At 66.2% G+C, this 25,812-nt stretch carries 15 protein-coding genes; 11 read left to right on the forward strand and 4 right to left on the reverse strand.

Features of this window, described 5'->3' with window-relative positions:
* The first annotated feature begins 53 nt into the window (after nt 1-53).
* From ACQY8M_RS22735 to ACQY8M_RS22745, 3 genes are all read left to right on the forward strand, one after another.
* Nucleotides 54-2,027, forward strand: a complete 1,974-nt coding sequence (locus ACQY8M_RS22735; protein ID WP_428660066.1) for a B12-binding domain-containing radical SAM protein — start codon at nt 54-56, stop codon at nt 2,025-2,027.
* A 150-nt stretch (nt 2,028-2,177) separates the two neighbouring features.
* Complete coding sequence (locus tag ACQY8M_RS22740) at nt 2,178-2,690, forward strand: hypothetical protein (protein ID WP_428660069.1); 513 nt, start codon at nt 2,178-2,180, stop codon at nt 2,688-2,690.
* The gene (locus tag ACQY8M_RS22745; RefSeq protein ID WP_428660072.1) at nt 2,687-3,277 is read left to right on the forward strand and encodes a hypothetical protein; all 591 of its coding nucleotides are present in this window, start codon (nt 2,687-2,689) and stop codon (nt 3,275-3,277) included. The genes ACQY8M_RS22740 and ACQY8M_RS22745 overlap by 4 nt, the downstream gene beginning before the upstream one ends.
* Nucleotides 3,278-3,382: 105 nt before the next feature.
* On the opposite strand, the gene ACQY8M_RS22750 is transcribed toward ACQY8M_RS22745, so the two are convergent.
* The gene (locus ACQY8M_RS22750) at nt 3,383-4,582 is read right to left on the reverse strand and encodes an HAD-IIIA family hydrolase (RefSeq protein ID WP_428660075.1); all 1,200 of its coding nucleotides are present in this window, start codon (nt 4,580-4,582) and stop codon (nt 3,383-3,385) included.
* A gap of 108 nt (nt 4,583-4,690) precedes the next feature.
* Between ACQY8M_RS22750 and ACQY8M_RS22755 the strand changes: the two genes are divergently transcribed.
* Genes ACQY8M_RS22755 through ACQY8M_RS22770 form a run of 4 tightly spaced genes read left to right on the forward strand, consistent with a single transcriptional unit; the run spans nt 4,691 to nt 9,089 of the window.
* Nucleotides 4,691-5,794, forward strand: coding sequence for a tetratricopeptide repeat protein (locus ACQY8M_RS22755; protein ID WP_428660078.1), 1,104 nt, complete (start codon nt 4,691-4,693; stop codon nt 5,792-5,794).
* Nucleotides 5,795-5,810: 16 nt separating this feature from the next.
* Nucleotides 5,811-7,385, forward strand: coding sequence for a hypothetical protein (locus ACQY8M_RS22760; protein WP_428660081.1), 1,575 nt, complete (start codon nt 5,811-5,813; stop codon nt 7,383-7,385).
* A 53-nt stretch (nt 7,386-7,438) separates the two neighbouring features.
* Nucleotides 7,439-8,329, forward strand: a complete 891-nt coding sequence (locus ACQY8M_RS22765) for an ABC transporter permease (RefSeq protein WP_428660084.1) — start codon at nt 7,439-7,441, stop codon at nt 8,327-8,329.
* Entirely contained in the window at nt 8,319-9,089 is a 771-nt protein-coding gene (locus ACQY8M_RS22770) for an ABC transporter ATP-binding protein (protein WP_428660087.1), read from the forward strand. Before ACQY8M_RS22765 ends, ACQY8M_RS22770 begins: the two co-directional genes overlap by 11 nt.
* Here the strand turns inward: ACQY8M_RS22770 and ACQY8M_RS22775 are convergent.
* Nucleotides 9,086-17,809, reverse strand: coding sequence for a GH36-type glycosyl hydrolase domain-containing protein (locus ACQY8M_RS22775; RefSeq protein ID WP_428660090.1), 8,724 nt, complete (start codon nt 17,807-17,809; stop codon nt 9,086-9,088). The two genes, ACQY8M_RS22770 and ACQY8M_RS22775, sit on opposite strands and share 4 nt — an antisense overlap.
* Here ACQY8M_RS22775 and ACQY8M_RS22780 point away from each other — a divergent pair.
* On the forward strand, nt 17,763-18,842 hold the full coding sequence (locus ACQY8M_RS22780) for a TIGR03557 family F420-dependent LLM class oxidoreductase (RefSeq protein WP_428660092.1): 1,080 nt from the start codon (nt 17,763-17,765) through the stop codon (nt 18,840-18,842). The two genes, ACQY8M_RS22775 and ACQY8M_RS22780, sit on opposite strands and share 47 nt — an antisense overlap.
* Nucleotides 18,843-18,962: 120 nt before the next feature.
* Complete coding sequence (locus tag ACQY8M_RS22785) at nt 18,963-19,790, forward strand: amidohydrolase family protein (RefSeq protein WP_428675450.1); 828 nt, start codon at nt 18,963-18,965, stop codon at nt 19,788-19,790.
* A 19-nt stretch (nt 19,791-19,809) separates the two neighbouring features.
* Here ACQY8M_RS22785 and ACQY8M_RS22790 read toward each other — a convergent pair whose 3' ends face one another.
* A complete protein-coding gene (locus tag ACQY8M_RS22790) occupies nt 19,810-21,141 on the reverse strand; it encodes a UDP-glucose dehydrogenase family protein (RefSeq protein WP_428660095.1) in 1,332 nt (443 codons plus the stop codon).
* Between the two features lie 115 nt (nt 21,142-21,256).
* On the opposite strand from ACQY8M_RS22790, the gene ACQY8M_RS22795 reads away from it, so the two are divergent.
* Complete coding sequence (locus ACQY8M_RS22795; RefSeq protein ID WP_428660098.1) at nt 21,257-22,747, forward strand: leucyl aminopeptidase; 1,491 nt, start codon at nt 21,257-21,259, stop codon at nt 22,745-22,747.
* Between the two features lie 4 nt (nt 22,748-22,751).
* The gene (locus tag ACQY8M_RS22800) at nt 22,752-23,204 is read left to right on the forward strand and encodes a DNA polymerase III subunit chi (protein ID WP_428660101.1); all 453 of its coding nucleotides are present in this window, start codon (nt 22,752-22,754) and stop codon (nt 23,202-23,204) included.
* A 95-nt stretch (nt 23,205-23,299) separates the two neighbouring features.
* On the opposite strand, the gene ACQY8M_RS22805 is transcribed toward ACQY8M_RS22800, so the two are convergent.
* Nucleotides 23,300-25,792, reverse strand: coding sequence for a S8 family serine peptidase (locus ACQY8M_RS22805; RefSeq protein ID WP_428660104.1), 2,493 nt, complete (start codon nt 25,790-25,792; stop codon nt 23,300-23,302).
* Nucleotides 25,793-25,812: the final 20 nt, after the last annotated feature.

A 25,812-nucleotide genomic window follows, 5' to 3' on the forward strand; every position in this document is an offset into this window, starting at 1 on the left:
GCCTTGGCCGAAACCAACCAGAGGCTATCGGCGAGTTGCCGCCGGGCGCAGCTATGAACGTCGGCCTCGTCCAGATCAACAACTCCTTCTCCGGGCAGAACTACCTGCCGTACTCGATCGCGCTGCTGCAGACCTACGTGCAGAAGTTCGCGACGCGTCCCGAACGCTATCGCTTCCTCACGCCGCTCTACAAGCGCGTGCGCATCGCCGATGCCGTCGAGGCCCTGAAGGACGCCGACCTGGTCGGCTTCTCGACCTATGTCTGGAACGGCCGCATCTCACTCGAGATTGCGCGGCGGCTGAAGGTGCTGAAGCCCGGTATGGTCATCGTGTTCGGCGGGCCGCACGTGCCCGACCAGCCCGAGGCCTTCCTGCGTGCCAATCCGCAGATCGACGTCGCCGTCCATAACGAAGGCGAGCGCACCTTCCTGAAGCTGCTCGATGCCTGGCCGGACCGTGACGCCTGGGCGTCGATGCCCGGCATCAGCATGGTCCGGCCGGACGGCTCCTTCGTGCGCAATCCCAACATCGACCGCGTGCGCGACCTCGACGAGATCCCGTCGCCCTTCCTGGAGGGCGCATTCGACTCGATCATGGCCGCCAATCCCGACGAGAGCTGGATCGGCCTGTGGGAAACCAACCGTGGCTGCCCGTTCCGCTGCACTTTCTGCGACTGGGGCTCGGCCACGGCCGGAAAGGTCACCAAGTTCGGCGAGGAGCGGCTGTTTCGTGAGGTCGACTGGTTTGCCGAAAAGAAGATCGAGTACATTTTCTGCTGCGACGCCAATTTCGGCATCCAAAAGCGCGACGTCGACATCGCCTATTACGTCGCCGACGCCAAGAAGGCGACCGGCTATCCCGTTGCCCTGTCGGTACAGAATACCAAGAACGCCACCGAGCGCGCCTATCTGACGCAGAAGATCCTGTCCGATGCCGGGCTCAACAAGGGCGTGGCCCTGTCGATGCAGAGCGTCGACATGACCACGCTCGAGGCGATCAAGCGCGACAACATCTCGCTCGGCACCTACATGGAGCTGCAGCGCCGCTTCACCAGGGACAAGGTCGAGACCTACTCGGACCTCATCCTCGGCCTGCCCGGCGAGACCTATGAATCGTTCGTCAAGGGCGTCGACCAGCTCATGGAGAACGGCCAGCACAACCGTATCCAGTTCAACAACCTGTCGATCCTGCCCAACGCTGAGATGGGAGCTCCATCTTACCAGGCGAAATACGGCATGGTCACGGTCGAGTCCAAGATCATCAACATCCACGGCGAGCGTATCGAGCTCGACGACGACGTGCCGGAGGTCCAGGACCTCGTCATCGCCACGGCGGCCACGCCGCTCGCCGACTGGCGTCGCACCCGTGTCTTCTGCTGGATGACCGCGCTGCTGCATTTCGACAAGCTGTTCCAGATCCCGCTGATCCTGGCGCACGGCATCTCGGGCATCTCCTACCGGGACATGATCGAGGCCTTCATGGCCGCCGATCCGGCGCGCTTCCCGCTGATCGCCGGGATCAATGACTTCTTCGAGAGTGAAGCCAGGTCGATCCAGCAAGGCGGCTCGGAGTACGTCTTCTCGAAGGACTATCTCAACATCTACTGGCCGGCCGACGAGTACATTTTCGTCAAGCTGACCGCCGAGGGAACGTTCGACGCCTTCTATGCCGAGGCCGGCAGGCTCCTGGCCGAGACGCTGAGCGCGCGCTACGGCTCGCTGCCGATGGAGGTGATCGACGAGGCGGTGCGGCTGAACCACGCCCTGGTCAACCAGCCCTTCGCGACCGAGAACCGCACCATCCGGCTGCGCTACGACCTGCTGGGCTACTGGCATGCGGTGCGCAACGGTGAGCAGGCATTGCTCCGCGAAGTGCCGGTGCTCGTCGAGATCGACCGCCTGGGCAAGCGCTACGACGATTTCCAGAAGTGGTGCCGCGAGATCGTCTGGTGGGGCAACAAGAAGGGCGCCTATCTCTATTCGCCGACCGCCAAGGAGATCACCCCGGAGCTCGCCGGTCACTACTGACCTGCTGCTCTGTCGTGTTACACTAAAGCCAACGAGCGCATCGGGGGGCCCCGCCGATTGGCATATTTGCGAGCAAGTGCAATTCTGGCGTCCTGCGCCCTGTTGGCAGGCTGCGCCTCCATATTTGAGGGAACCTCACAGCAGATCGCCGTGAAGACCACGCCGCCAGGCGCGCGCTGTACCTTCTGGCGAAACGGCGGTCTGGTGGCCGATATCCCGTCGACACCGGGGGTGGTGACCGTTGAGAAGACCAAGGTCGACCTGTTCGTCGTCTGCGACAAGGCGGGCTACAGCAGTGCGACCTATGTCAACAGGTCCGGCCTGGCCATGGCGACGTATGCCAATGTACTGACCCTGGGACTGGCCTGGGCCGTCGACTCGAGTCGGGGCGCCGACAACAAGTACGAGGGAGAGATCGCACTGTCGCTGGTTCCCAGCGGGATGGCCGTGCCCATTGAACGGGATTCTCCGCCGCCCGCATACGGGCCCGTCTCCACCGTCGCCGCTCCGCGGTCGAGGGGAGGCCCGCCGCCGCAGGCGCCCACGGTCGTCGCACCTGTCGCGGCGCCGGCCTTGCCCCAGGTCGACTGCGCCTCTTCCGACGGGTCACGCGTACGCATGATGGGTTCGGGCTGTCCCGCCGGCTGGACACGGGCGCGATGATCTCGTTTTCCACCAGCGCCAAGGCTCTGTGCCTCATGCTCGTTGTCGGCTTGGCGGGCGTTACGAATGCCGCGGCGCAGAGCGACCAGAGCTCGTGTCCGCCGCCGAGGACGATCTACACATTCACGGACTCCAGCAGCATCCAGGCGCTGCCCGGAGCGCCGGCCCCGTTCTGCCGCTTCGCGAACGTCAACGGCGGGCAGCAGGTCGACCTGTTCCTCGGCGCCTTCAGCGCCGCCTCGCCGATCGTCCAGGCGAACATCGATGTCCTGACGACCCTGCTGCCGCTGCAAGTCGGCAAGGCGGTGCATCTGACCCGCGCCGGTCCGGCCGATAGAGGCTGGCAGGCCAACGTCTCGGTGGAAAAATACGAGTCCGTCGAGGTGCCGGTCGGCCGGTTGAACTGCTTCGTCCTGCTGTGGACCGAACCCAGCGGGCAGGGGCGGTGGGAGCGTCGGTGGTGGTACTGCCCGTCGCTGGAATTCGTCGCCAAGTACAGCGCGAAGTTCGAGGTCGTCGGTGCCACCGGACGGGCCCTCACTTCCTCGCCGACGAGCTGGGAACTGGCGGGCATCCGCGTCCCCTGACATCGCGATTTCCTCCTTGGCGAAGCCGGGGAAGCGTCGCGTCGACTCTTTCGCGCAAAGCGCGAAGGAGTCCTATCCACGGCGGAGGCGTCACAGGAACTCAGATCACCGAGTACGAACGCGCTCCTGCAGGAAGTGCAGCAGGTTGCCGCCCTCGAACTTGTAGCCCGCCACGCCGGCGGCGATCGCCGCTTCGACGTCTGTGTCGCGGTCGCCGACGACGAAGGACCTCGACGGATCGGTGGTCCACTCGCGCTGCAGCTTCAGGATCATGCCCGGCTGCGGCTTACGGAATTCGGACTCCACACTGTAGCCCTCGACCACGCCCTGGGGATGGAACGGGCAATGCTCGAACGAATCGATGTGGGCGCCGTGCCTCTGCATCTCCTGCTGCATCCAGGCGTGCAGGTCATGGACGTGCCGTTCCTCGTAGTAGCCGTGTGCCACGCCGCCCTGATTGGTGATGACGAAGCAGTAGAAGCCGGCCTCGTTCAGCCAGCGTACCGCCTCGATCGCCCCGTCCATCCAGACGATCTGCTCGGGGCGATGCACATAGCCGTCGTCGCGGTTGAGGATTCCGTCGCGATCGAAGAAGGCGGCCGGGCGGTGCATGAAGGACGGCAGCAGCTCCTGCGCCCGCGCGAGGTCGTCGGGAATGCCGATATCGATGAACGAGCCCCGCGCCGCGGTGCCGAGGAGCTGCCCGCTTTCAGCCAGTCCCGGCAGGATCTCGCGCTCGAGCGAGCAGGGGATGGATTTGACGTTGTCAAGTACCCGGCGTCGCACCAAGTAGATGCCGGCATTGATCGGCTGATCGCTGCTGCCTTCCGCCCGGAAGCCGCGCACCTGGCCGTCCTCCAGCCGGACCCGGCCGTAACGGCTGCCCGCGATGCCGGTGGCAAGCGCGGCATGCATCGTCCAGCCGGGCCGGTGGTCGAGCGCGGTCGCCAGCGACAGCCAGTTGAAATCGAAATAGGAATCGCCGTTCAGCAGGAAGAACGTTTCGTCGAGCCGGTCGGCGGCATTGAGCAGGGCGCCCGCGGTACCGGCCGGGCTCGCCTCGGCCACGACCTCGACCGTGAGCTGGCCGAATGTCTTGCCAGCGTAAAGACTCTCGATTTCACGCGATTTATAGCCGGTCAGCAGTGTCAGCCGCTGCAGGCCGAAACGGCGGGCTTCATGGACGATATAGTCGAGGAACGGCCGCCCGCCCACCGGAAGAACCGGTTTGGGCGTCTCGTCCGTGAGGGCCCCCAGCCGCGTACCGCGGCCTCCAACCAGACATACAGCTTGTGCAACGGCCATCTTGGACTCGATATATACGGTAGGCAGGGGCAAACGCCATATGCTAGCCGCCTTGACGCATCAAGGCAGGTGGTTTAGCCGGTCACGCCGCCCCAGCCCGAGGACTTTTTGAGCAAGCCAGGTTTTCTGAAATCCGCCCTCGCCGGCGCCAGCGGCCTTTGGCAGAAGCGGGCACGCCACCCGGGTTTTCCGGATGTCGACGCCGCCGATCCCGAGCGCCGGGGCCAGGCGCTGTTTCGTCGCGGCCGCCATCGCATGCGGTCCGGCGAGATCGAGTCGGCGCTGGAGGATTTCGAGCACGCCATCGAACTGCTGCCGGATTTCGCCGAGGCCGTCGCTTCGCACGCCGAGTGTCTCGACATGCTGGGCCGGGTCGCTCCGGCGCGGCCGGAATATGAGAAGGCTCGCCAGCTGTGGGCGGAGCAGCGGGTCGGGGCGCCGGACCGCTGCTACCTGTTCCGCCAACAGGGCCGGCTCACTTTCGAGGTCGAGTCCTACGAGCTGGCGTTGCAGCGGATCAAGACCGGATCCTTCCCTCTGTCGGCGAGCGGCAACGCGCTCCTGGCGCGCGGCCGGGCCGAGGAAGCGCTGCGCTTCTACGATCAAGGGCTGAAGTTCAAGGAGAAGGACTCAGCCATCCTGGCGCTGAAAGGCGAGGCGTTGTCGATGCTGGGTCGCTACCGGCAGGCGGTCGATGCGTTCAACTCATCGCTCCACGCCAATCCCAGGGCGCCCGAGACGCTGAGCGGCCGGGCGATCGCCTTCGCCGCCATGGGCCGGCTCGACAAGGCCAACGACGACTGGCGCCAGCAGCTTTCCCTGCTGCCCGAGATGCAATCGGCCGCACGGGCCTGCGTGGCGCTACGCCTGGCCGACTACGAGGCGGCTCTGCCGGAACTCGAGCGCGCCATTGCCAAGGCGCCGGACGATCCCTATTGGCGGCTGTATCGTCTGACCGCGCTGAAGCGGCTGGGACGCCCGCTGGATGCGGTGGGGATGCCGCGCGAAAGCGCTGCTGCCTGGCCCGGCCCGCTGTTCGATCTGCTGGCCGGCCGGGCGACGGCCGATGCCGTCCTGGCGGCGGCGACCACGGACGGCCGCCGCGCCGAAGCCCTCTTCCAGATGGAGCGCTTCAAGGAAGTCGCCGAGCGGGCCCCGCCGGCCATGATCGAATACGCCGCAGCGCGCAACGAACTTTCGCAGCGCCGCTAGAAGCCCCGAGGAACCGATGTTCTCCGTCATCATCTACGGCCGCAACGACAGCCACGGCTACAACCTGCACAAGCGCGCCGCGATCAGCTTCAATGCGCTGGCCGAGGTGATGTCCGACCCGGACGACGAGATCCTGTTCGTCGACTACAACACGCCGGACGATCATCCGACCTTCCCCGAGGCGATCCACGACACGCTGACCGAAAAGGCCAAGAAGCACATGCGCATCCTTCGGGTGCGGCCCGAGCAGCACGCGCACCTGAAGTCGAAGACGCATCTCGTCGCGCTCGAATCGCAGTCGCGCAACGTGGCGCTGCGGCGCTCCAACCCGAAGAACCGCTGGATCCTCTACACCAACACCGACATGCTCTTGTTGTCGCGCACCGAGGGCGAATCGCTCAGCGACATCCTGGGCGCCCTGCCGGACGGCTTCTATCAGGTCCCGCGCTTCGAGATCCCCGAGATGCTGTGGGAGGCCGCCTTCGACCGCAAGGATCCCGCCGGCAACCTCGCCAAGCTGCGCGACTGGTCGATGCGCTTCCACCTGAACCAGGTGGTGCACAACTTCATGCCTATGAAGTACGACGCGCTCGGTGACTTCCAGGCGGTGCTGCGCGACGATATGTTCGCGATCCACGGCTTCGACGAATCGATGATCCTCGGCTGGCATTGCGATTCGAACCTGGCGGCACGTCTGGCGCTGTATCGCGGCCGGGTCGACACGCTGATGGACAAGGCGTTCGGCTACCATTGCGACCACACCCGCGTCGCGGCGGCCAACAACAAGGGCCGCAAGACGACGATGAACAGCCATGACAAGTACATCTGGAACGTCTCGTCGCCCTACATCCCCGAGCAGGCGGAGACCTGGGGCTGGCCCGACGTCGAGATCGAGGAGGTCCGGCTCGACCGCGACACCTCCTACGAGCGCTATACCGCCGGCCTTTCCAAGGCGATCGAGCCGGCCACGGTGCCGTTCACGAGCACGAGCTGCGAATGGCACCTGTTCGACGACCTGACCTACGACCTCAGCCACACCCTGCCGTTCGTCTGCGACCAGATGCTGACCTATCCGCGGTCGACCGCGGTCATGGTCGTGGGCTCGCGTGCGGAGTTCGTGTCGCGCTTCGCCACCGCGTGGCGAGGGATGGGCCTGACCGGTCCGGTCCTGGTCCCTCGCGAATGCCAGCTCGACCTCGACCATCCGGCGATCGAGACGGGCCGGTTTGCCGATCTCCTGCGCCGGACCGACCTGTTCCTGTTCGAATTTGGCCTCACCACCCAGAAGGATGGCGATCCGGTCAGGACCGGCCGCGAAGCTTCGCCGGCCGACCGCAAGCAGCTCAAGATCGTCGAGCGCCTGTTCCGGCAGGCCGCGTCGACCGAGTCCGCGACCCGTCCCGCCGGCCGGCGCATGCCGCGCCGCTTCATCGGCGTGAACGTGATCTACAACAAATATTGGCCGATCTTCACCGACTATGTCGGGGCCAACATCAATCCCTTCTGCAGCCAGGTGCTGGCCGGCTTTGCCCTAGAGGTGCCGGTGACCATGAAGGAGAAGATCCTGAAGTTCCGCAAGCGGGCGGGCTGACGGACGTGGCGCAGAGCCCAGAACTGCGGCCAGGAACGCGCCCGGCGCCGCACATGCGGGGGGACGACGAGCCGCTGCTGCATATCGTCGACGGCGAGGTGGTGGTGACCGAGAAGCGCGGCGCGCTGGCCGGCCTGCTGCACTGGTTCGGCGAGCCGATGCGCTCGGCCTGGCACCACCGCGACCTGATCATGGCGATCCTGCGCCGCGAGCTGAACGAGCGCTTCAAGGGATCGATGGCCGGCTGGGTGTGGGCGATCGTAGCGCCGTTCCTGGCGCTCGCGACCTACACCATTGCCTTCAGCGGTGTCGTGAAGCTGCCCAACCACGTCGAGGCGACGTCGCAGTTCGACTACGCCCTGTTCATCTTCGGCGGCCTGATCGCCTACAGCTTCTTCTCCGAGATGGCGTTCCGCGGCCCCTCGCTGCTGCACGAATATGCCCATTTCATCAAGCAGACCATGTTCCCGGCCGAGATGCTGCCGATCATCTCGACCCTGCGGGCGACCGTCTATGTGCTGATCGGGCTGGTCGTGATGCTGGCTGCCCAGATCGTGCTCACGGGCACGATCCATTGGACGCTGATCCTGCTGCCGCTCTGGCTGGTTCCGTTCCTCGCCTTCCTGATCGGCATGACCTGGTTCCTGGCCGCGCTGGGCGCCTTCACGCGCGATGCCGCCTACCTGATGATGACCCTGGCGCCGATCCTGATGTTCGCCACGCCGGTGTTCTGGAGCATCGATGGATTTTCGCCGAACGTGCGGCTGCTGATGTACCTCAACCCGCTGACCGGCTTCATCGAGATCATCCGCCATCTCACCGTGCTGGGCACCTTGCCGCGCCTGCCGGTCGTCGGCTGGACGCTGCTGCTGTCGCTGGTGAGCTTTTATTTCGGCTTCTGGTTCTTCCGCCGGCAGCGCGACCGGATCGCCGATGTCATCTAGCGACACCGTCATCCGCGCGCGGAACCTCGGGAAGGCCTACCAGCTCTACGACAACCGGAGCCAGTGGTCGAAGCAGGTGCTGCTCGGCGCGTTCCACACCTACTACCGTTCGTTCTGGGCGCTGAAGGACGTCACCTTCGAGGTCAAGCGCGGTGAAGCCGTCGCCCTGGTCGGGCGCAACGGCTGCGGCAAGTCGACCCTCCTGCAGATGATCTGCGGCATCCTTCGACCGACCAAGGGCGAGCTCTGGGTCAAGGGCCGGATCGCCCCGGTGCTGGCGCTGGGCTCCACCTTCGACCTCGAATCGACCGGACGCGAGAACGTCATGATCGGCGGCGCCGTGCTTGGCATGCGGCGGCCGGAGGTGCTCGCCAAGTTCGACTCGATCGTCGACTTCGCGGGCGTCGGCGCGTTCATTGAGCAGCCGATCAAGCACTATTCGACCGGCATGCGCGCGCGCCTCGCCTTTGCGCTGTGCGCCCACCTGGAGGCCGACATCCTGATCGTCGACGAGGCGCTGGCGGTCGGCGACGCCGCCTTCCAGCGCAAGTGCATGGACTGGATCGAGGGCTTCCGCGAGCACGGCACGCTGCTCTTCGTCAGCCACGCCAAGGCCGACGTCATGCGTCTCTGCCGCCGCGCCATCTGGATCGACGACGGCCGCATCCGTGAGGACGGCAAGCCGGTCGACGTCGCGCGCTCCTACGCCCGCGCGATGGAGACTGAACCGGACGACATGAAGCGCTTCACGGCGGTCTAGGCCAGCGCGGCGCGACGTCGAGAGTCGCTTTCGGGCATTGCCGGGCTTCCGGTCGCCCCCAGGACGATGCTTATCTCATGGGTGCCCGGAACTTGGCTCAGCTCGATTCGGGCCGCGCCATTGGCAACAGGCTGCGGCACGCCGTCCATCAGGGCAGCAACAACCCCACGGTTCACACCGGCCGGATTGCCGACCGAGATCTCGTAGACCGCTCCGCGATACCGCAACGTCATCCCGAATCCCGGCCATGCGGTGGGAATGCAGGGATCGACCAGCAGCGTGTCGCCTTTGATGACAAGGCCCAGGATGGACTCGATGCCGGCGCGGTAAAGCCAGCCGGCCGAGCCGGTGTACCACGTCCAGCCGCCGCGCCCGACATGCGGCGCCACCGAATAGACGTCCGCGGCGACGACGTAGGGTTCGACCTTGTAGCGCAGCACGCCGGCGCGCGTGGCGGTGTGGTTGATGGGATTGATCAGCGAGAACAGCTCAACCGCCTTGTCGCCCTGGCCGAGCGCGGTGAAGCCCATGATCGACCAGGCGGCGGCATGGGTGTACTGACCGCCGTTCTCGCGGATGCCGGGGGGATAGCCCTTGATGTACCCGGGATCGAGCGCGGTCTTGTCGAACGGCGGCGTGAACAGCGGCGCCAACCGGTCACCGCGGTGCACCAGGAGGCGATCGAGGGCGGCCATTGCATGGACGGCGCGCGCCGGATCGCCGGCACCGGAAATCGCAGCCCAGGACTGTGCGATCGAGTCGATGCGGCATTCCTCGCTCGCCGCGGAGCCGAGGGGAGTTCCGTCGTCGTAATAGCCTCGGCGATACCAGTCGCCGTCCCAGCCGTCGCGGTCGAGCGCGCTGCTCAACGCAGCGGCATGCGCGGCCCAGGTGGCGGCGCGGGCGGCCTCGCCACGTGACGATGCGATCGGGATGAAGGCGCTGAGGGCGGCGTGCAGGAACCAGCCCAGCCAGACGCTCTCGCCTTTGCCCGCTTCGCCGACGCGGTTCATGCCGTCGTTCCAGTCGCCGGTACCGATCAAGGGCAGGCCATGGATGCCGGTGGCGAGGCTGAGATCGAGGCCGCGCGCGCAATGCTCGAACAACGACCCTGATTCATCGGCCGGGTTGGGCTGGAAATAGAGGTCGTGCTCGCCCGGGCGAACCGGCGGTCCATCGAGGAACGGCACGTGCTCGTCGAGGATGGATGCGTCGCCGGTGGTTGCGACATAGTGCGCCGCAACCGTGGCGAGCCATGCCCGATCGTCGGAGATGTGCGTGCGGACACCCTGTCCGGCCGGTGGGAACCACCAATGCTGGACGTCGCCTTCGACGAACTGGCGGGCCGCGGCGCGCAGGATGTGCATGCGCGCGAGGTCCGGCTTGGCGACCATCAGCGACATGACGTCCTGGAGCTGGTCGCGAAAACCGTAGGCGCCGCTCGCCTGGTAGAAGGCGGAGCGTGCCCAGTAGCGGCAGGCGAGCGTCTGGTAGAGCAGCCAGCCGTTCAGCATAATGTCCAGAGCCGGGTCGGGCGTCTTCACCTGGATGGTACCCAGCGTTTCATCCCAGAAGCCCGTGCCGTCGCGATGCACTGAGGCGAGGTCGATGTCGCGATAGCGTGCGATCAAGGCCTGCGCTTCGGCCGCGCCGCCTGCCTGACCGAGAAAGAAAACGATCTCGGTGATGCCGTCGCGCTCGAGCTCGATCGTGGTCTGCAGCGCGGCGCACGGATCGAGGCCGGCGCCGACTCGCTGCGAAAGCGAGTGGGTGCCGCTCAGGGCCGCGGGACTTCCGGTGGTGCCGTTGCGGCCGATGAATTCGCCGCGGTCTCCGGTCCACCCCGTCTGCTTGCCGGCGAGGTCGGCGAAGGCCACGCGGGTTCCCTGATGGATGTTCCACGGATTGCGGGCAAAGATCGCGCCGGTGACGGAGTCGCGTTCGGTCACGATGGTCGGTCCGGCCACGCCGCGGGCGAGGCCGAGGACCCATTCGACGTAGGCTGTGACCGACAGGCGGCGCGATCGGCCCGAGATGTTGCGCAAGGTGAGGCGCGAGATCTTGATCGGATCGTCGAGTGCCACGTACTGCAGCAGCTCGAGCGCGACCCCGTTGGCGGCAACCTCGAAACGGCTGTAACCCCGTCCGTGACGCGCGATGTAGCGTGCCGGCTCGAGGCGAATCGGCAGCGCCGTCGGAGTCCAGACGTCACCCGTATCGAGATCGCGCACATACAGGATCTCGCCGGGCCGATCGCCGACCGGATCGTTCGACCACGGTGTGAGCTGGTTGTCGCGGCTGTTCTGCGACCACGTGTAGCCGCCGCCGTCGGCGGCGACCTGGAAGCCGAACGAGGCGTTGGAGACGACGTTGATCCACGGCGTGGGCGTCGACTGGCCGGGGCCGAGCACGATTATGTACTCCCGGCCATCGGGAGAGAATCCGCCCAGTCCGTTGAAGAACTGCAGATCGGGCGGCGGCGGCGGCGGCGCATCGGCTTTGGCCGCAGCATCGGTCACCTGCTTGAGCGGCGGCGAGGGCAGCACGCCGCGCGGCGTCTGCAGCCGGCCGAGCTGATCGGCCAGGCTGCCGCGACGGCCGAGCAGGACGACGCGCGCCACGGCATACAGCAAGGTGCGGGTGTCGGCTGAAATCAGATCGCTGCGCAGGACGAACACGCCGCCCGGCTGCCGCTCGGCGGCGGGATGGATCGTCGACTGGCGGATCCGTACCTGCGTCTCGATGGCGATCTGCAGATCCTGGGCATACGAGGCACCGTGCTCGTTGAGGATGACGAGGTCGACCGGCAAGCCCTTCAGTCCCCAGTATTCGTGGGCACGCAGCATGTCGCGCACGATGTCGGCATCCTGGAGTTCGTCGATCCGCACGAGCACGATCGGCACGTCGCCCGAGATGCCCTGCGCCCACAGGGCCGGCGGTGGCGCCAGGCCGCGGCGGATCGTGTCGGACGACGAACGCAGCGCGGGGTTGGCATAGACGACATGCCCCGCCAGGCGCTGGTAGAGGCTCGCCTGGCTCGGACCGATGCCGAGGTGGCGCAGCTGCACCTGTGCTTGCGTCCAGGCCAGCGTGGCAGCGCGTTCGAAGGCATTGGCATCCTTGTGCTTGTCGACGGCGTCGAGCAGCGCTTCACGCGAGGAGGCGACCATGGTCCAGAACGCAACCCGCACCGTGCCGCCTGCGGGAATTCGCAGCCGCCGGCGCAGCGCGAACACGGGATCGAGCACATGGCCCACCGTATTGGACAATCGCCTCCCGTCGTTCGCGGCGATTGCGTTGCCGATGTCGTTGCCGCGGCCGAGGAAGCGGGCGCGGTCGGTCTCGAATTCGAAGTCGCCGATCGCCTCGCCTTCGACGACCGCCAGGTGGGCGGCCCAAAGCTCGGGCTCGTCCGCGCCGCGCCGCCGGCGTGTGGCCAGGATGGCGTCCGCCCCCACGAGGTACTCGGTCTCGACGAAGAGCTTGGAGAACGCCTGGTGGGCCTGGTCGGCTGCCGGCTGGGCGAGCACGATCTCGGCATAGGAGGTGAGCTCTATGTTGCGTGCGCCGGCGCCCGAATTGGCGATCGACACGCGGCGCACCTCGGCGTCGTCCTCGGGGGACACAACGACATCCAGAGTGGTGGTGAGGCTGCCGTCGTGCCGGATGAATTCCGCGCGGTCCTCGGCGAACATGACGTCGTAGCTATCGGGCCGTTGGCCACACGGCTGCCAGGTCGCGGACCATGCCTCATGACGCTCGACATCGCGCAGGAAGATGTAGCTGCCCCAATCGTCGCGAGTCGTGTCCTCGCGCCAGCGCGTGACGGCGCGATCATTCCAGCGGCTGTAGCCCGAGCCGGCCGCGGTCAGCATCACGGCGTAGCGGCCGTTGGACAGCAGGTGCACCGACGGGCTGGCGGCGTTTGGATTGCGCAGGCGACGCACAGGCGTCGGTTCGAGATCGCTTCCTGTTGCGCCGGCGCTGACTTCCTCGGCTCGCGGATGGGCCACCGCGACGTCGCGCGGGGTGCGCTCCTGCAACAGCAGCTCGGTCGCCTGGACCATCGGCTCGGCGTGGAAGCGGGTGCGCATGATCCCGTCGAGCAGGGCGTTGGCGATGGCGACCACCGTCATGCCCTGATGGTGCGCCATGTAGGCCCGCACGATCGCCTGGGACTGGCCATCGGGGACGCGCGTGGGCGTGAAATCGAGCGCCTCGTAGAAGCCGTACCGGCCGCGCCCGCCTTTCTGCGCCAGCAAGGCGAAGTTGATCGTGGCGGCCGCGGGATCGACCATGGCGGCGAGCGCCGTCGCATAGGGCGCGATGACGGCATTTTCGCCCAAGCCTCGCTTGAAGCCGAGGCCGGGCACGCCGAAATTTGAATACTGGTAGGTGAATTCCTTGTCGCGTGCGTTGTAGGCCGACTCGGAGATGCCCCAGGGCAGACCGAGGCCGCGCGCGTAGTCGATCTGCCTTTGCACGACGAGGTCGTTGGTCTTTTCGATCAGGCTGCCGTGCGGCGCGCGCATGATCAGCGACGGCATGAGGTACTCGAACATCGAGCCCGACCACGAGACGAGAGCTGCGCCGCGTCCTACCGGCGTCACCTCGCGTCCCAGGCGGAACCAGTGCCGGGCCGGGATCTCCCCTTTGGCGATGGCCACGAAACTCGCGAGCCGCGCCTCCGAGGCGAGCAGGTCGTAGCAATTGTGGTCGAGCCGGTCCTCGGCGCAGAGATAGCCGATCGACAGCAGCCTGCGCTCCGGATCGAGCAGAAACGCGAACTCCATCTCGTCGGCGAAGGCCCGCGCCGTCGTCTCGATCGCCTGCAGCCGGGATTGGAGCGCTGCCGTCGCGGCCGCGGTCTGCGCGATGTCGCGACGGCAGCTCTCGACCGATCGTTGCGTGGCCTCGACCCAGAACAGCATGTCGGCGCTGCCTTCATCGCCGCGTTCGCTGCCGAGCGCCCGGGCGAGGTCGGCGGCCGTCTCGGCGTGCCGCGAGAGCTCGTCGAGCGGGCCCGACAGGGCCGCGGCAATACCCTTGAGCGCATGGTCGAGCTCGGACGAAGACACGAGATGCGTTCGGCGGTCGTCGGGCAACGCGAACAGCACCTCGCGGGCGAGCGTCAGGCTGTCGGCGGCGCCGGCAGCGACTCGCGACGCGTCGACAGGCCTGCTGCGCCAGTCCGCGCAAGCGTTGGCGAGGGCGATGAGGTGGCCGGCGAGATTTCCGCTGTCGACGGACGAGATGTAGGGCGGTTCCAGCGGGCGAAGATCGCTGGTGTCATACCAATTGAAGAAGTGTCCGCGAAAGCGCCTCAGACGCCCCATTGTTGCCAACGTTCCCTCGAGCCGCTCCACAGTCTCCAGAGTACCTATCCAGCCGAAATCCCGGGCGGCGACGGTCGACAGGAGCAACAGGCCGAGATTGGTTGGCGATGTCCGCTGGGCAATGACAGGCTTCGGATCCTCCTGGAAGTTGTCCGGCGGCAGCATGTTGGTTGTCTCGGTGACGAAGGTCTCGAAGTAGCGCCATGTCCGCCGGGCGATCAGCCGAAGCGACAGGGCATCGGCCGCGGACATTGAAAGACTGCCAGCGTCTCCAGGCGGCAGGCTCACCCAGCGTGCGATCGCCGGGGCGAAGAGCCAGGCAAGGACGAACGGAACAGCGATCGGCGCGGCCGCGGCGCCGAAGTACCACACGAAGAGTGCGGCAAGAATGCCGATCGCGACGCTTCCCGCCATCTGGACATAGAGACCGAACCAGCCGGCGCGCAGGCTGCTCTTGGATTGGGCGGCGGTGATCCATTCGAGCATCCGCCGCTGGGTGACGAGCAGACGGAACAGCGTTCGGCCGATCGCATCGATCATCAGCCAGGCATGGTGGGCCAGGAAAACGACGAGAAGCGCTGTCTGGCTCAACGCCGACGCGATATCCGTGCCGAGGGCCGAGATGTGGCTGCGTGCGGTAATGCCGGTATGCCGAGGCAGCAGCGCGGCGATAACGGGCAGGAGAGTCGGCAGGCCGATGACGAGCAGCACGAAACCCGTCCAGAGCAGGGCAGCCGGCAGAGGCAAGGTCCAGCCTCCCAGTAGCGCCACGATCGCGGCGGGCGGCGACACGGTGCGCCGGAGATTGTCGAACATCTTCCAGAAGCCGATGGCGGGCACGAAGCCCGGGCGCTCGTGCCGGCCGGTTCCCTTCATCAGGCCGAGCATCCACGGCAGAAGCTGCCAGTCGCCCCGCGCCCAACGATGCTGGCGCGCCGCGGCCACGTCGTAGCGGGCGGGGAATTCCTCGACCACCTCGATATCGGACGCGAGACCGGAGCGGGCGAACACGCCTTCGAACAGATCGTGGCTCAGCATCGTGCTGTCGGGGACGCGGCCCTGCAGGGCGCTCTCGAAAGCATCGATGTCGTAGATGCCCTTTCCCGAGTAGGAGCCCTCGCCGAACAGGTCCTGATAGACGTCGGAGACCGCCGACGAATAGGGATCGATCCCGTTGTTGCTCGAGAAGATGCGCTGGAACAGCGAGCCTTCCGCGCCGACCGGCAGCGAGGGTGTGACGCGGGGCTGCAGTACGCCATAGCCCTCGGTCACGCGGTGCTCGCGCGGATCGAGGCGCGGCCGGTTGAGCGGGTGTGCCATCTTGCCGACCAGGCGCGAGATCGTGTCGCGCGGCAGCCTTGTGTCGGAATCGAGCGTCACCACGTAGCGCACGTCGGCAGGCAACGATCTGTCGCTCGCTTCGAGAAACGTCGTTTCGCTCGAGCCGCGCAGCAGATGATTGAGCTCATGGAGCTTGCCGCGCTTTCGTTCCCAGCCGATCCACCGTCGCTGCGCCTCGTTCCAGCCGCGGCGGCGATGGAGCAGGAAAAAGCGGTCCGGACCGGAAGGATTCGGATAGCGGGCATTCAGTCGGGTGATGCCGTCCGTGACCGCGCCAAGCAGGCCAGCGTCATCCACCGTCGATTCGGTAAGCGCATCGGTCCAGTCGGACAGCAGCGCGAAATAGATCTCGCCGGCCGGATTGGAAAGATGATGAACCTCGAGCCGCCCGATCTGCTCGTCGATCGCGGCGCGGGTCGACAGCAGGATCGGTATCGCGACCATGGTGCGAGACTCGGGCGGTACCCCGTCGCGCAGGGCCATTGCCGGCAGCTGTGTCGCGCCGAAGCCGCCGGTGATCGCCCGGTTGACCAGCATCAGGGCCGCATCGATCGCCGGCAGGATACCCACGAAGGCCAGGACCGCGAGGGGCCATCCTTTGACGCCGAGCCCTGCAATGCCGAGCACGGGCAGGAGCAGGACCACGCTGGCCATTGCCGCGACGCTGCCGACATAGCCCGCAATGCCGGTCCCCGCGAATCGGCGGCGCAGCGCCAGCCCGATCGTCCGGAATCCGATCGACTGCTCGAAGGCCGCACGCCCGCCTCCCAGGAGGTAATGCCCGGGATCGCGATTCCGTCGATCACCATCGGCGGTTTCGGGCGCTGCCGCCGCGCTGGCCAGCGCGCGTCGTGCGATCTCCGGCTCCGCGAGCCCCGTGCCGCGCGCCATCTGCTCGATGGCGGTGCGATAGAGGTTGCGGGTGACGAAATCCATCTCATCGAATGTGCCGCCGGTGCGCAGGATCTCGTCGACTGGGCTTACCGCTTCGAAGAACTTCGTCCAATCGACATCGGAGACCAGGCGCATGCTGGTGATGATGTTGCGGACGGTGACGTTCGTTGCGCCCTGGATCTGGTGCTCCTTCCGCACCAGTTCGTCGGCATTCTTCCCTTCCCGGATCAGTCGCGCTTCCAGCCAGCCGACCGCGGGCGTCACCTCGGGGTCCTGATCGCGCAGGCGCTGGACGAGTTGGACGATGAAGCCGTCCGAGAGCAGCGCGCGCTCATAGGGCGCTAGTGCCTTCGGATCGGCCGCGATGTCGTTGACGCCGAGCAACCGGTCGGCGACGCGGTCGGCGTCCTGGCGGGCCGCACGCCAGTTCAAGATATGCTTGGCCGATCGCCTAAGGTTCTCGACCAGGACGATGCGCAGCGTGATCGCCACGGCCCACAGCTCGCCGATGCTGAGCGGCTGAACGGTCTGGTACGCCCGGACGAAGCGGGTCAGCACTTCGGGATCGAAGCGGCTGTCGGTATGGGCGACGAAGGCCCAGGCGATGCCGAACACCCGGGGATAACCGGCCAGCGGGCCGTCGCTCAGCTTCGGCAGCTGTCGATAGTAGCCTGCCGGCAGATCGGTGCGGACTTCGCGCACCTGCTTTTCGACCAGATGATAGTTGTCGAGCAGCCATTCCGCAGAGGGGGTGATGGAACGGCCTTCGCCGGCTTCCTTGGCGATGCTGCCGTAGGCTTCCAGAAGCACGCGCTCGTTGTCGCGAAGGCGGACCACGAGGGACTTGCCCGATATTGCATTCGAGTGGGTCGGTTGGTTGGAGGCCAGGCTCTCTGCGTGCTGCTCGAGCCGTTCGACGCTGAACAGTTCGCTGCGAATGGGCTCTTCTTCCTGCGCCAAAGCAGGTCGGGCGCGCCCGAGGGCGCGTCGCAGTAACGATTCCAAGGGGCTCTGCCTTTGTTGACGCGAACCGCATCGCGTAGGGCGGGCGTCGGTGATGCGTCCTGCGAGGGTCGCTACGGACACCTTCCTTGTACAACGAATGAACGGCGCGAACGAATCATGTCGCAGTGCCCGAAACCCGGGCACGCAACCTTCGCGTGGCTCCTCTTGTTCTCGTTGGAGTTCCCCAACTCCAATCGGTGAGGGCAAGATGGTGAAGCTCGGCTGCAAGCTGATGTCGGAAGAGCACGGACCGGCTGATCTGGTCCGCAACGCGCGGCGTGCCGAAGAGGCCGGCTTCGATTTCGCGGCGATTTCCGATCATTATTTTCCCTGGCTCGAGGAGCAGGGGCACGCGCCGTTTGCGTGGCCGGTTCTCGGCGCGATCGCGCAGGCAACGACACACATCGGCCTGATGACCGCGGTCACCTGTCCGATCATGCGCTATCACCCTGCGATCATCGCGCAGGCGGCGGCGACCATGGGCGTCCTGTCGAACGATCGATTCACGTTGGGCCTCGGCGCCGGAGAACGGCTCAACGAGCACGTGGTGGGCGAGGGCTGGCCGGGCGTTGCAGAGCGTCACGAACGGCTCGACGAAGCCGTCGACATCATCCAAGGCCTACTCTCCGGGGGGATCCTCAACTTCCATGGAGAGCATTTCCGCGTCGACCACGCCAAGCTCTTCGACAGGCCGAAGCGGAAGCCGGTTGTCATCCTGGCTGCGGGCGGCCCCGATGCGGCAAAGCTGGCCGCGCGGAAGACTGACGGCTTGATCGTGACGGAGGCCCGGAAGGAGCTGGTCCAGGCCTACGTCTCCGTCGGCGGGAAGGGGCCGCGTTACGCCGAGATCGCGATGTGCTGCGCGCCGACCGAAGAGGAGGGCCGCAACACGGCGCATCGTTATTTCCGCTGGTCGCTCGCGGGCTGGCCGGTGCTGGCCGAGCTGCCGCATGAAGAAGCGTTCGCCGCCGCCTCGGAACATGTGTCGGTCGAATCCGTCGGCAAGGAGGTGAGCTGCGGTCCGTCCGTCGACCGGCACCTCGAGGCGATAGAGAAGTATGTCGCCGTCGGTTGCGACCATATCATCCTCAACCAGATCGGGCCCGACCAGGAGTCGTTCTTCGAGCTCGCGGAGCGCAAGCTGTTGCCGGCGCTGCGTGCGAAGAAGGCGGCCTGAAGAAGAGAAGATGACACCTTGGTGTTGCCGGCTCGCGCTCGTTTGAGCCAGGGGGCATCCTTCCCGCCAAGGGGAAGGAGACCTGCGATGTTGACGTAAGCACTGGCGCTGATCGGCCTGATCGCGATAGCGGGAAGCGCAACGGCTCCGGAAGCGGCGTCGTCCCCGCCGGACACGCTGATCCGGAACGTCCGCATTTTCGACGGCACGAATGCTTCGCTCACTCCACCGACCAACGTCCTCGTCACAGGTGACAAGATCGCCGCCGTAGGGACGGCGACGGCGAGCGGCGCGACGGTGATCGACGGCGCCGGGCGCACCTTGATGCCCGGCCTGATCGATGCCCACACGCACATCATGTTCATCTCGCTGCCTCAGGTCGTGCTGCTGACGGCGGATGTGGGCTTCGTCAATCTTGCCGCTGCCAAGGCCGCCAACGACATGCTGATGCGCGGTTTCACCAGCATTCGCGATCTGGGCGGGCCGTCCTTCGGCCTCAAGCGAGCAATCGACGCCGGCCTCGCGGTGGGCCCGCGCATCTGGCCATCGGGCGCGATGATCTCCCAGACCGGCGGCCATGGCGATTTCCGCTTGCCCACCGACCTGCCGGCGGCACCCGAGCACGGGATAAGGACGGCCTGGGGAACCGACATCCTGTTCAGTCCCGCTGCCGCCACCGAGCAGGGCGCGATGCTGGCCAAGATGGCGAAATGGTATTCACCGATCGAGGCGCTGCGCATGGCGACGCGCGACAATGCCGAATTGCTGGCGCTTTCCGGAGCCCGCTCGCCCTATCCCGGGAAGCTCGGCGTCGTCGAGGTGGGCGCACTTGCCGATCTTCTGCTGGTCGATGGCGATCCCATCGCCGACCTGACGCTGGTCGCCGACCCGCACAAGAACCTCAAGCTGATCATGAAGGGTGGCCGCATCTACAAGAACACCCTCTAGCCGGCAGGCGCTCGCGCGATCAGCGCCCCGAGCCGAGGTACAGGATGTCGGCGACCGGCTCGAACGTGTCGGCGGGAAGGGTGCGCCACAGGTCGAGGATGGTGAGCTTCTGGCCGTCGCGCTTCGCCCACGCCGGATCGATTTCCCTGTACTCCGGCCAGCCGGTCCCGACGATCAGCAGGTCGGCGTCGCGCACCGCCGACTCGAGCGAGGAGGCGCCGACGACCTTGTCGCCAAGCACGGCGAGGGCGGCGTCCTGCGCCAGCGGATCGTGCACGGTGACGATGTAGCCCGCATCTGCCAGCCGCTCGGCGAGCTTCACGCTGTGGCTCTCCTCCACCACTGGTGTCAGGGGCTTGTAGGAAAGGCCGAGCAGCGCGATCCGCGTGCCCGACCTGGCGAACTTGGAGACGAGGCCGGTGAGGCGGTCGACCTGGTAGTTGTTGATGCGGTCGGTCGCCTCGGCCACGTCGGCGCGGGCGCCGAGCTTGCGGGCCAGCGCGGCGAAGGCGACGTTGTCGCGCGGAAAGCAGGGACCGCCGTAGCCCATCGCGCCCTTGAGGTACTTGCCGCCGATGCGGGTATCGGCGCCGAGCGCCTTGGTCACCACGTCGACGTCGGCGCCGGGCAGGCGGTCGCAGATGTCGGCCAGCATGTTGGCGTAGGAGATCTTGGTCGTGACGTAGGTGTTGACCGAGATCTTGGTCAGCTCCGCGCTGATCCAGTTCATGCGCTGCACCGGCGGCTTCTTCTCGCACATCTGCAGGTAGATGCCCGCCAGCATGTCGCCGGCCTTCGGGTCGCTCTCGCCGACCAGGATCGAATCGGGGAACAGCATGTCGCGCACCACGGAGCCGAGCGCGATGAATTCCGGATTGTAGCAGAGGCCGAGATCGGGCCCGACCTTGCGGCCCGAGGCGGCCTCGAGGGCGGCCTTGATGTCGCTGCCGGTCGAGCCCGGCATCACGGTCGAGGTGATGACCACCATGTGGTAGCCGGTCTTGTTGCGCAGTGCCTTGCCGAGCGTCTCCATCGCCTGCAGCACGAAGCGGTTGGAGAAGAAGCCGGTCGCGTCCGACGGCGTCGGCACGATGACGAAGCTCGCCTCGCTGTTCCGCACCGCCTCGTTCGCATCCATCGTCGCCCTGAGGCGCTCTCGGTTGGCAGCGATCAGCTCGTTCAACTGCGGCTCGACGATCGGCATCTTGCCGGCGTTGAGCGCATCGACCAGCGTCTTGTTGACGTCGAGGCCGATCACGCTGAAGCCGCGGCTGGCGAGCACCGCGGCAAGCGGCGCCCCAAGCTTGCCGAGGCCGACGACATTGACGCGAGGGAGGTTCGCAGAAGTCATTTCCATTCCCGTTTTGAGGGCCGGTACTGATACTGTCCGGGCCGCCGCGATGCAATTCGCGCCTTGCGCCCTACCGCCGCAGGGGCGAAAACTCCGGCAAAAGCGAGGGACTTGAATGAAAGTGGAATTTTCCGCCTTTCCGAAGGCGTTCTCCGGCAATGTTGCGGTGTTCGTGGGCGCCGACAAGCAGCTTCAGGCAAGCGCCAAGGCGATCGACAGGACGCTGCGCGGCGCCGTCGTGCGCGCGATCGAGGCGGGCCGCTTCACCGGCGCCAAGAACCAGACACTTCCGGTGCTCGGCCAGGCGGATTTCTCGCGGCTGTTGCTGCTCGGTGTCGGCAAGGAGTCCGAGCTCGATGCGCGCGCCGCCGAGGCGCTGGGCGGGCTGGTCGCCGCCGACGCCAACGCGGCGGGGCAGAAGGCCGCCACGGTCGTGGTCGATGCCGTCAAGGGCAGCAAGGTCTCGCCGGCCGAGGTCGCGGCGCATATCGCCCTGGGCGCCCAGCTGCGCGGCTACCGTTTCGACAAGTACAAGACCAAGGACAAGCCCGAGCAGAAGAATTCGCTCGAGCGGCTCACGATCGTGGTCGCCGGCACCGCCGACGCGAAAAAAGCCTACGCCGCTCTCGCACCGGTGGTCGATTCGGTGTTCTTCACGCGCGACCTGGTGAGCGAGCCGGCCAACGTGCTCTATCCCGCCGAGTTCGCGCGCCGTGCCAAGGCACTCACCAAGGTCGGCCTCAAGGTCGAGGTGCTGGGCGAGGCGGCGATGAAGAAGCTCGGCCTCAATGTGCTGCTCGCCGTCGGCCAGGGCAGCGTGCGCGAGTCGCAGCTCCTGATCATGAGCTGGATGAACGGCCCCAAGAGCCAGGCCCCCGTCGCCCTGATCGGCAAGGGCGTGACCTTCGATACCGGCGGCATCTCGATCAAGCCCGCCGGCGGCATGGAAGACATGAAGTGGGACATGGGCGGCGCGGGCGCGGTGACAGGCGCGATGCGGCTCCTCGCGGCGCGCAAGGCGAAGGCCAACGTGATCGGCATCTGTGCGCTCGTCGAGAACATGCCAGACGGCAACGCGACGCGGCCGGGCGACGTGGTGAAGAGCCTGTCGGGGCAGACCGTCGAGATCATCAACACCGATGCCGAGGGCCGGCTGATCCTGTGCGACGCCATGTGGTACGTGCAGGAGAAGTACAAGCCGCAGGCGATGGTCGAGCTCTCGACGCTGACCGGCGCGATCATCGTCGCGCTGGGGCATGAGCGGGCCGGCCTGTTCAGCAACGACACGCCGCTCTCGGACAAGCTGCGCAAGGCCGGCTCGGAGATCGGCGAGAAGCTGTGGCGCATGCCGCTTGGCCCCAAGTACGACAAGCTGATCGATTCGGAAATTGCCGACATGAAGAACGTCGGCGGCGGCCGCGACGGCGGCTCGATCACGGCGGCCCAGTTCCTGCAGCGCTTCGTCAAGGACGGTGTCGCATGGGCCCATCTCGACATCGCCGGCATGGCATGGTCGAGCAAGGGCAACGAGACCACGCCCAAGGGCGCGACGGCCTACGGCGTGCGCCTGCTCGACCGGCTGATCGCCGACAACTACGAGAAGTGACCGCGTGGCGACCGAGGTCAATTTCTATCACCTGACCAGGTCGTCGCTCGAGGAGGCGCTGCCCCGCCTGCTGGTCAAGACCCTGCAGGCGGGCGAGCGCGCGGTGGTGATGCTGGGCTCGCCCGAGAGGGTCGATGTGCTCGCCACGCATCTCTGGACCTACGACCAGGACAGCTTCCTGCCGCACGGCTCGGCACGCGACGGCGAGGCCGACCGCCAACCCGTGTGGCTGACGCATCTCGACGAGAACCCCAACGGCGCCGCCTTCCTATTCGTCGCCGACCGCGCACGATCGGACCGGATCGCCGACTACAGGCGCTGCTTCGAGCTGTTCGACGGCCGCGACGACACGGCAGTGGCCGACAGCCGCGAACGCTGGAAGGCCTACAAGGCGGCCGGCCACACGCTCGCCTACTGGCAGCAGACCGCTACTGGGGGTTGGGAGAAGAAGGCTTAAGCGTCTGCACGGGTGCCCCGGAACCCCGGGAAGTACTTCGCGGGGTTTCCGGGACACGAAGGGCAGTCGCCCCTTGCATGCTCGGCTTTGCGGCGTCAGTTCAATGCCAGCATCTTGATGAGATTGGGAAGACCAGATCCCTGCATGTTGGGGTCTCGCTTGAGGTCGACGCAGCCATCCAGCAGCATCTTCTTCACGCGGTCGGGATAGCCGATGAACTCCCGCCTGAGCGAAAGAAATGCCGCGAGCAGGCCGGACACGTGAGGCGTGGCCATGCTTGTCCCGCTCATTTCCACATAATGGTTGTCGATCGTGATCGCTCCCGCTCCTGCCGCCAGAGCCTCCTTCCAGTCGTGACGCGCCGAGACGATGTTTTCTCCCGGCGCAACGACGTCCGGCTTCTGCCGGCCATCCGCGGTCGGCCCGCGTGAGGAGAAGTACGAGATGCCGTAGGTGTGGGGATTCGTCTTGTGGACGGAACCGACGGCGATCGCTTCATCGAGATTTGCCGGATCGCCGATCGACAGGTCGAGGTTCGCCTGGATGTCGCCGTTGGCGGAAGACAGCACCGCATAGCCTTCGTTGCCGGCGGCGAGACAAACGATCACGCCCTGCCTCCAGAGACGTCGCAGCTCTTCGCATAGCGGAGTATGCCCGCAACCGAACACGCTGGGATCGAATCCTCCCCCCAGGCTCAGATTGACACCCTGGATCTGGAGTCGGCTCGAGGCCTCGTTGATCTCCGCGATCTTGTCGAGCGCCTTTATGATCCAGCTATCCCTGCCGGTGCCATCGTCCGCGAGGACCTTGAATCCATAAAGAGAGGTGCGGGGCGCCATGCCGGCGAGCACGACGCTGTCCTTCGCATTTCCGATCTTCATCATCCCGGCGACGGTGGCCGCAACGTGCGTTCCGTGCCCGTTACCATCGAGCACATCGAACCCGGGCATGCCGGGCGTCAGGCGGCTGGGCGCGCCAGTCCGGGTGCAATCCCACTGCTCGATCACGTTCTGGTATTCGGCGAAATGCGGATGGTCGGCGCGTATGCCGGTATCCAGGATGGCCCATGCGATCCCCTTGCCGTCCGCACCGTAACCGATATTGGCTGGCCGCGCCTGCACGGTATGGGTCGACTGGTTGATGAGCGTGCGCTTGACCGCATTCCTCCAGACTCCCTTCATCTGGAGATCGGCGTAGTGGGAGCGCAGCGCCTCCACCTCGAGCCGGGTCAGCTCGGCCGCCACGAAATGGCGGAGAGGCTCGATCCTTGCGTCATCCGGTTTGGCGCCGCTCGCAGTCACGATATCCTTGATCCGCTCGCTGACCTGCTCGACCGCCTTCGCATGCGTGAGCCGGTCGGCCGGGGCCGTGCCCGGCGCGTCGGAGAGCTGGATGAGCACTTCGTGACGCTTGTCGCGCAAGCCATCCTCGAGGTCTGCCACCAGATCCTTTGCGATCGCAAAGGGGGCGATGGCTTGCTGGAAGCCTGTGCCGACCGTTTCCCTGACCACATCGCGGAGGAGCTTGGTTTGCAGGTATCCCGTCCCCGAATGTGGATGGCGCGGGGAGTCGAGGTTCACTACCTGCCTGTCTTCGATATCGGCGCCGAAATCGTTGGCAAGGGTGCTGTCGATAGCGACCGGATCAAGACGGTCGGCGATATTGACCCAACGCTCCACGCACGGCGGAAACGGAAGGCCGCCTCCGGTCCACTGCCGGATGACATCCTGGACCTCGGCGATGCCGAGCGGCGAGCCGATCGTCAGGAAGAGCGGGACCTCGATTTGCTCCTTCTGAAGCCGCCGCAACACGTCATAGGCGATCATCGAGCCTTGGCTATGAGCGATGATGACGAAGGGACCGCCGCCGGCCATCAGACGGTCGAGCAGCGATTTCTCCATCGAATCCCGGCGCTCGCCGTCGAACAGAAAGTCGTTCACGTCGCGGAGCAGCACGCGCGTCAGGCTGCGCGTGATCAATCTCCGCAGGAATGCCGGCAGGGGCAGGATCTTGGCGGCGACGTCCTGCGCGGCGAAGGCGGCCTGAGCCGTTTCGGCTTTCTGCGTCATCGTGTTTGCGATGGAACGCAGGAAGGCCGCGCGCTGCTGGTCGCCTTTCGCGAGGACGCCAATCTCCCTCGACAGTACCTGCTCGTCGCCGCCCTGCTCGCCGGTGATGCCCAGAATCGCCCTTGTGGTTGCTTCTTCGTCCTCCAGCGCCACCTTGTCACCCGACGCGCAGCTTGCCTTCAGGGGCTCGGGATAGAACTGGCGGTTGACCCAGTAGGCCATGCGGCTCCTGTCGCCGAGCTCGGTGCCGAAGAGCGCCGTGTCCCACTGGCACTTGAGGATGGAGGCGATCGGCTTGTTCCCGATGCCGTGGATGTAGATCACTGTGTTGGCGGCTTTCGCGCCGATCGCCTTGGGAGCCGCCGCCTTTGCGCCAATGTCCATCAACCTCAACATCGAAGGCTTGGCGAACGCCGGCTCGTCTCTCTTCGGTCCTTTGAAAGAGGCTCCCGGCGTGCGATCCGGTCCAGCCGCTTTCGCTCGAGTTGATTTGGCAGATTTCGTCTTTTTGCTTGCCATATCGCCCTCCCTGGTCATCG

Source organism: Reyranella sp. (assembly GCF_965279465.1).
Lineage (GTDB): Bacteria > Pseudomonadota > Alphaproteobacteria > Reyranellales > Reyranellaceae > Reyranella.

What these genes read in the sequence shown, in the direction of transcription:
- ACQY8M_RS22735 (WP_428660066.1), top strand. Translation starts at nt 54, where the DNA reads ATGAACGTCGGCCTCGTCCAGATCAACAACTCCTTCTCCGGGCAGAAC.
- ACQY8M_RS22790 (WP_428660095.1), bottom strand. Translation starts at nt 21,141, where the DNA reads ATGACTTCTGCGAACCTCCCTCGCGTCAATGTCGTCGGCCTCGGCAAG.
- ACQY8M_RS22795 (WP_428660098.1), top strand. Translation starts at nt 21,257, where the DNA reads ATGAAAGTGGAATTTTCCGCCTTTCCGAAGGCGTTCTCCGGCAATGTT.
- ACQY8M_RS22750 (WP_428660075.1), bottom strand. Translation starts at nt 4,582, where the DNA reads ATGGCCGTTGCACAAGCTGTATGTCTGGTTGGAGGCCGCGGTACGCGG.
- ACQY8M_RS22765 (WP_428660084.1), top strand. Translation starts at nt 7,439, where the DNA reads ATGCGGGGGGACGACGAGCCGCTGCTGCATATCGTCGACGGCGAGGTG.
- ACQY8M_RS22745 (WP_428660072.1), top strand. Translation starts at nt 2,687, where the DNA reads ATGATCTCGTTTTCCACCAGCGCCAAGGCTCTGTGCCTCATGCTCGTT.
- ACQY8M_RS22805 (WP_428660104.1), bottom strand. Translation starts at nt 25,792, where the DNA reads ATGGCAAGCAAAAAGACGAAATCTGCCAAATCAACTCGAGCGAAAGCG.
- ACQY8M_RS22760 (WP_428660081.1), top strand. Translation starts at nt 5,811, where the DNA reads ATGTTCTCCGTCATCATCTACGGCCGCAACGACAGCCACGGCTACAAC.
- ACQY8M_RS22770 (WP_428660087.1), top strand. Translation starts at nt 8,319, where the DNA reads ATGTCATCTAGCGACACCGTCATCCGCGCGCGGAACCTCGGGAAGGCC.
- ACQY8M_RS22780 (WP_428660092.1), top strand. Translation starts at nt 17,763, where the DNA reads ATGAACGGCGCGAACGAATCATGTCGCAGTGCCCGAAACCCGGGCACG.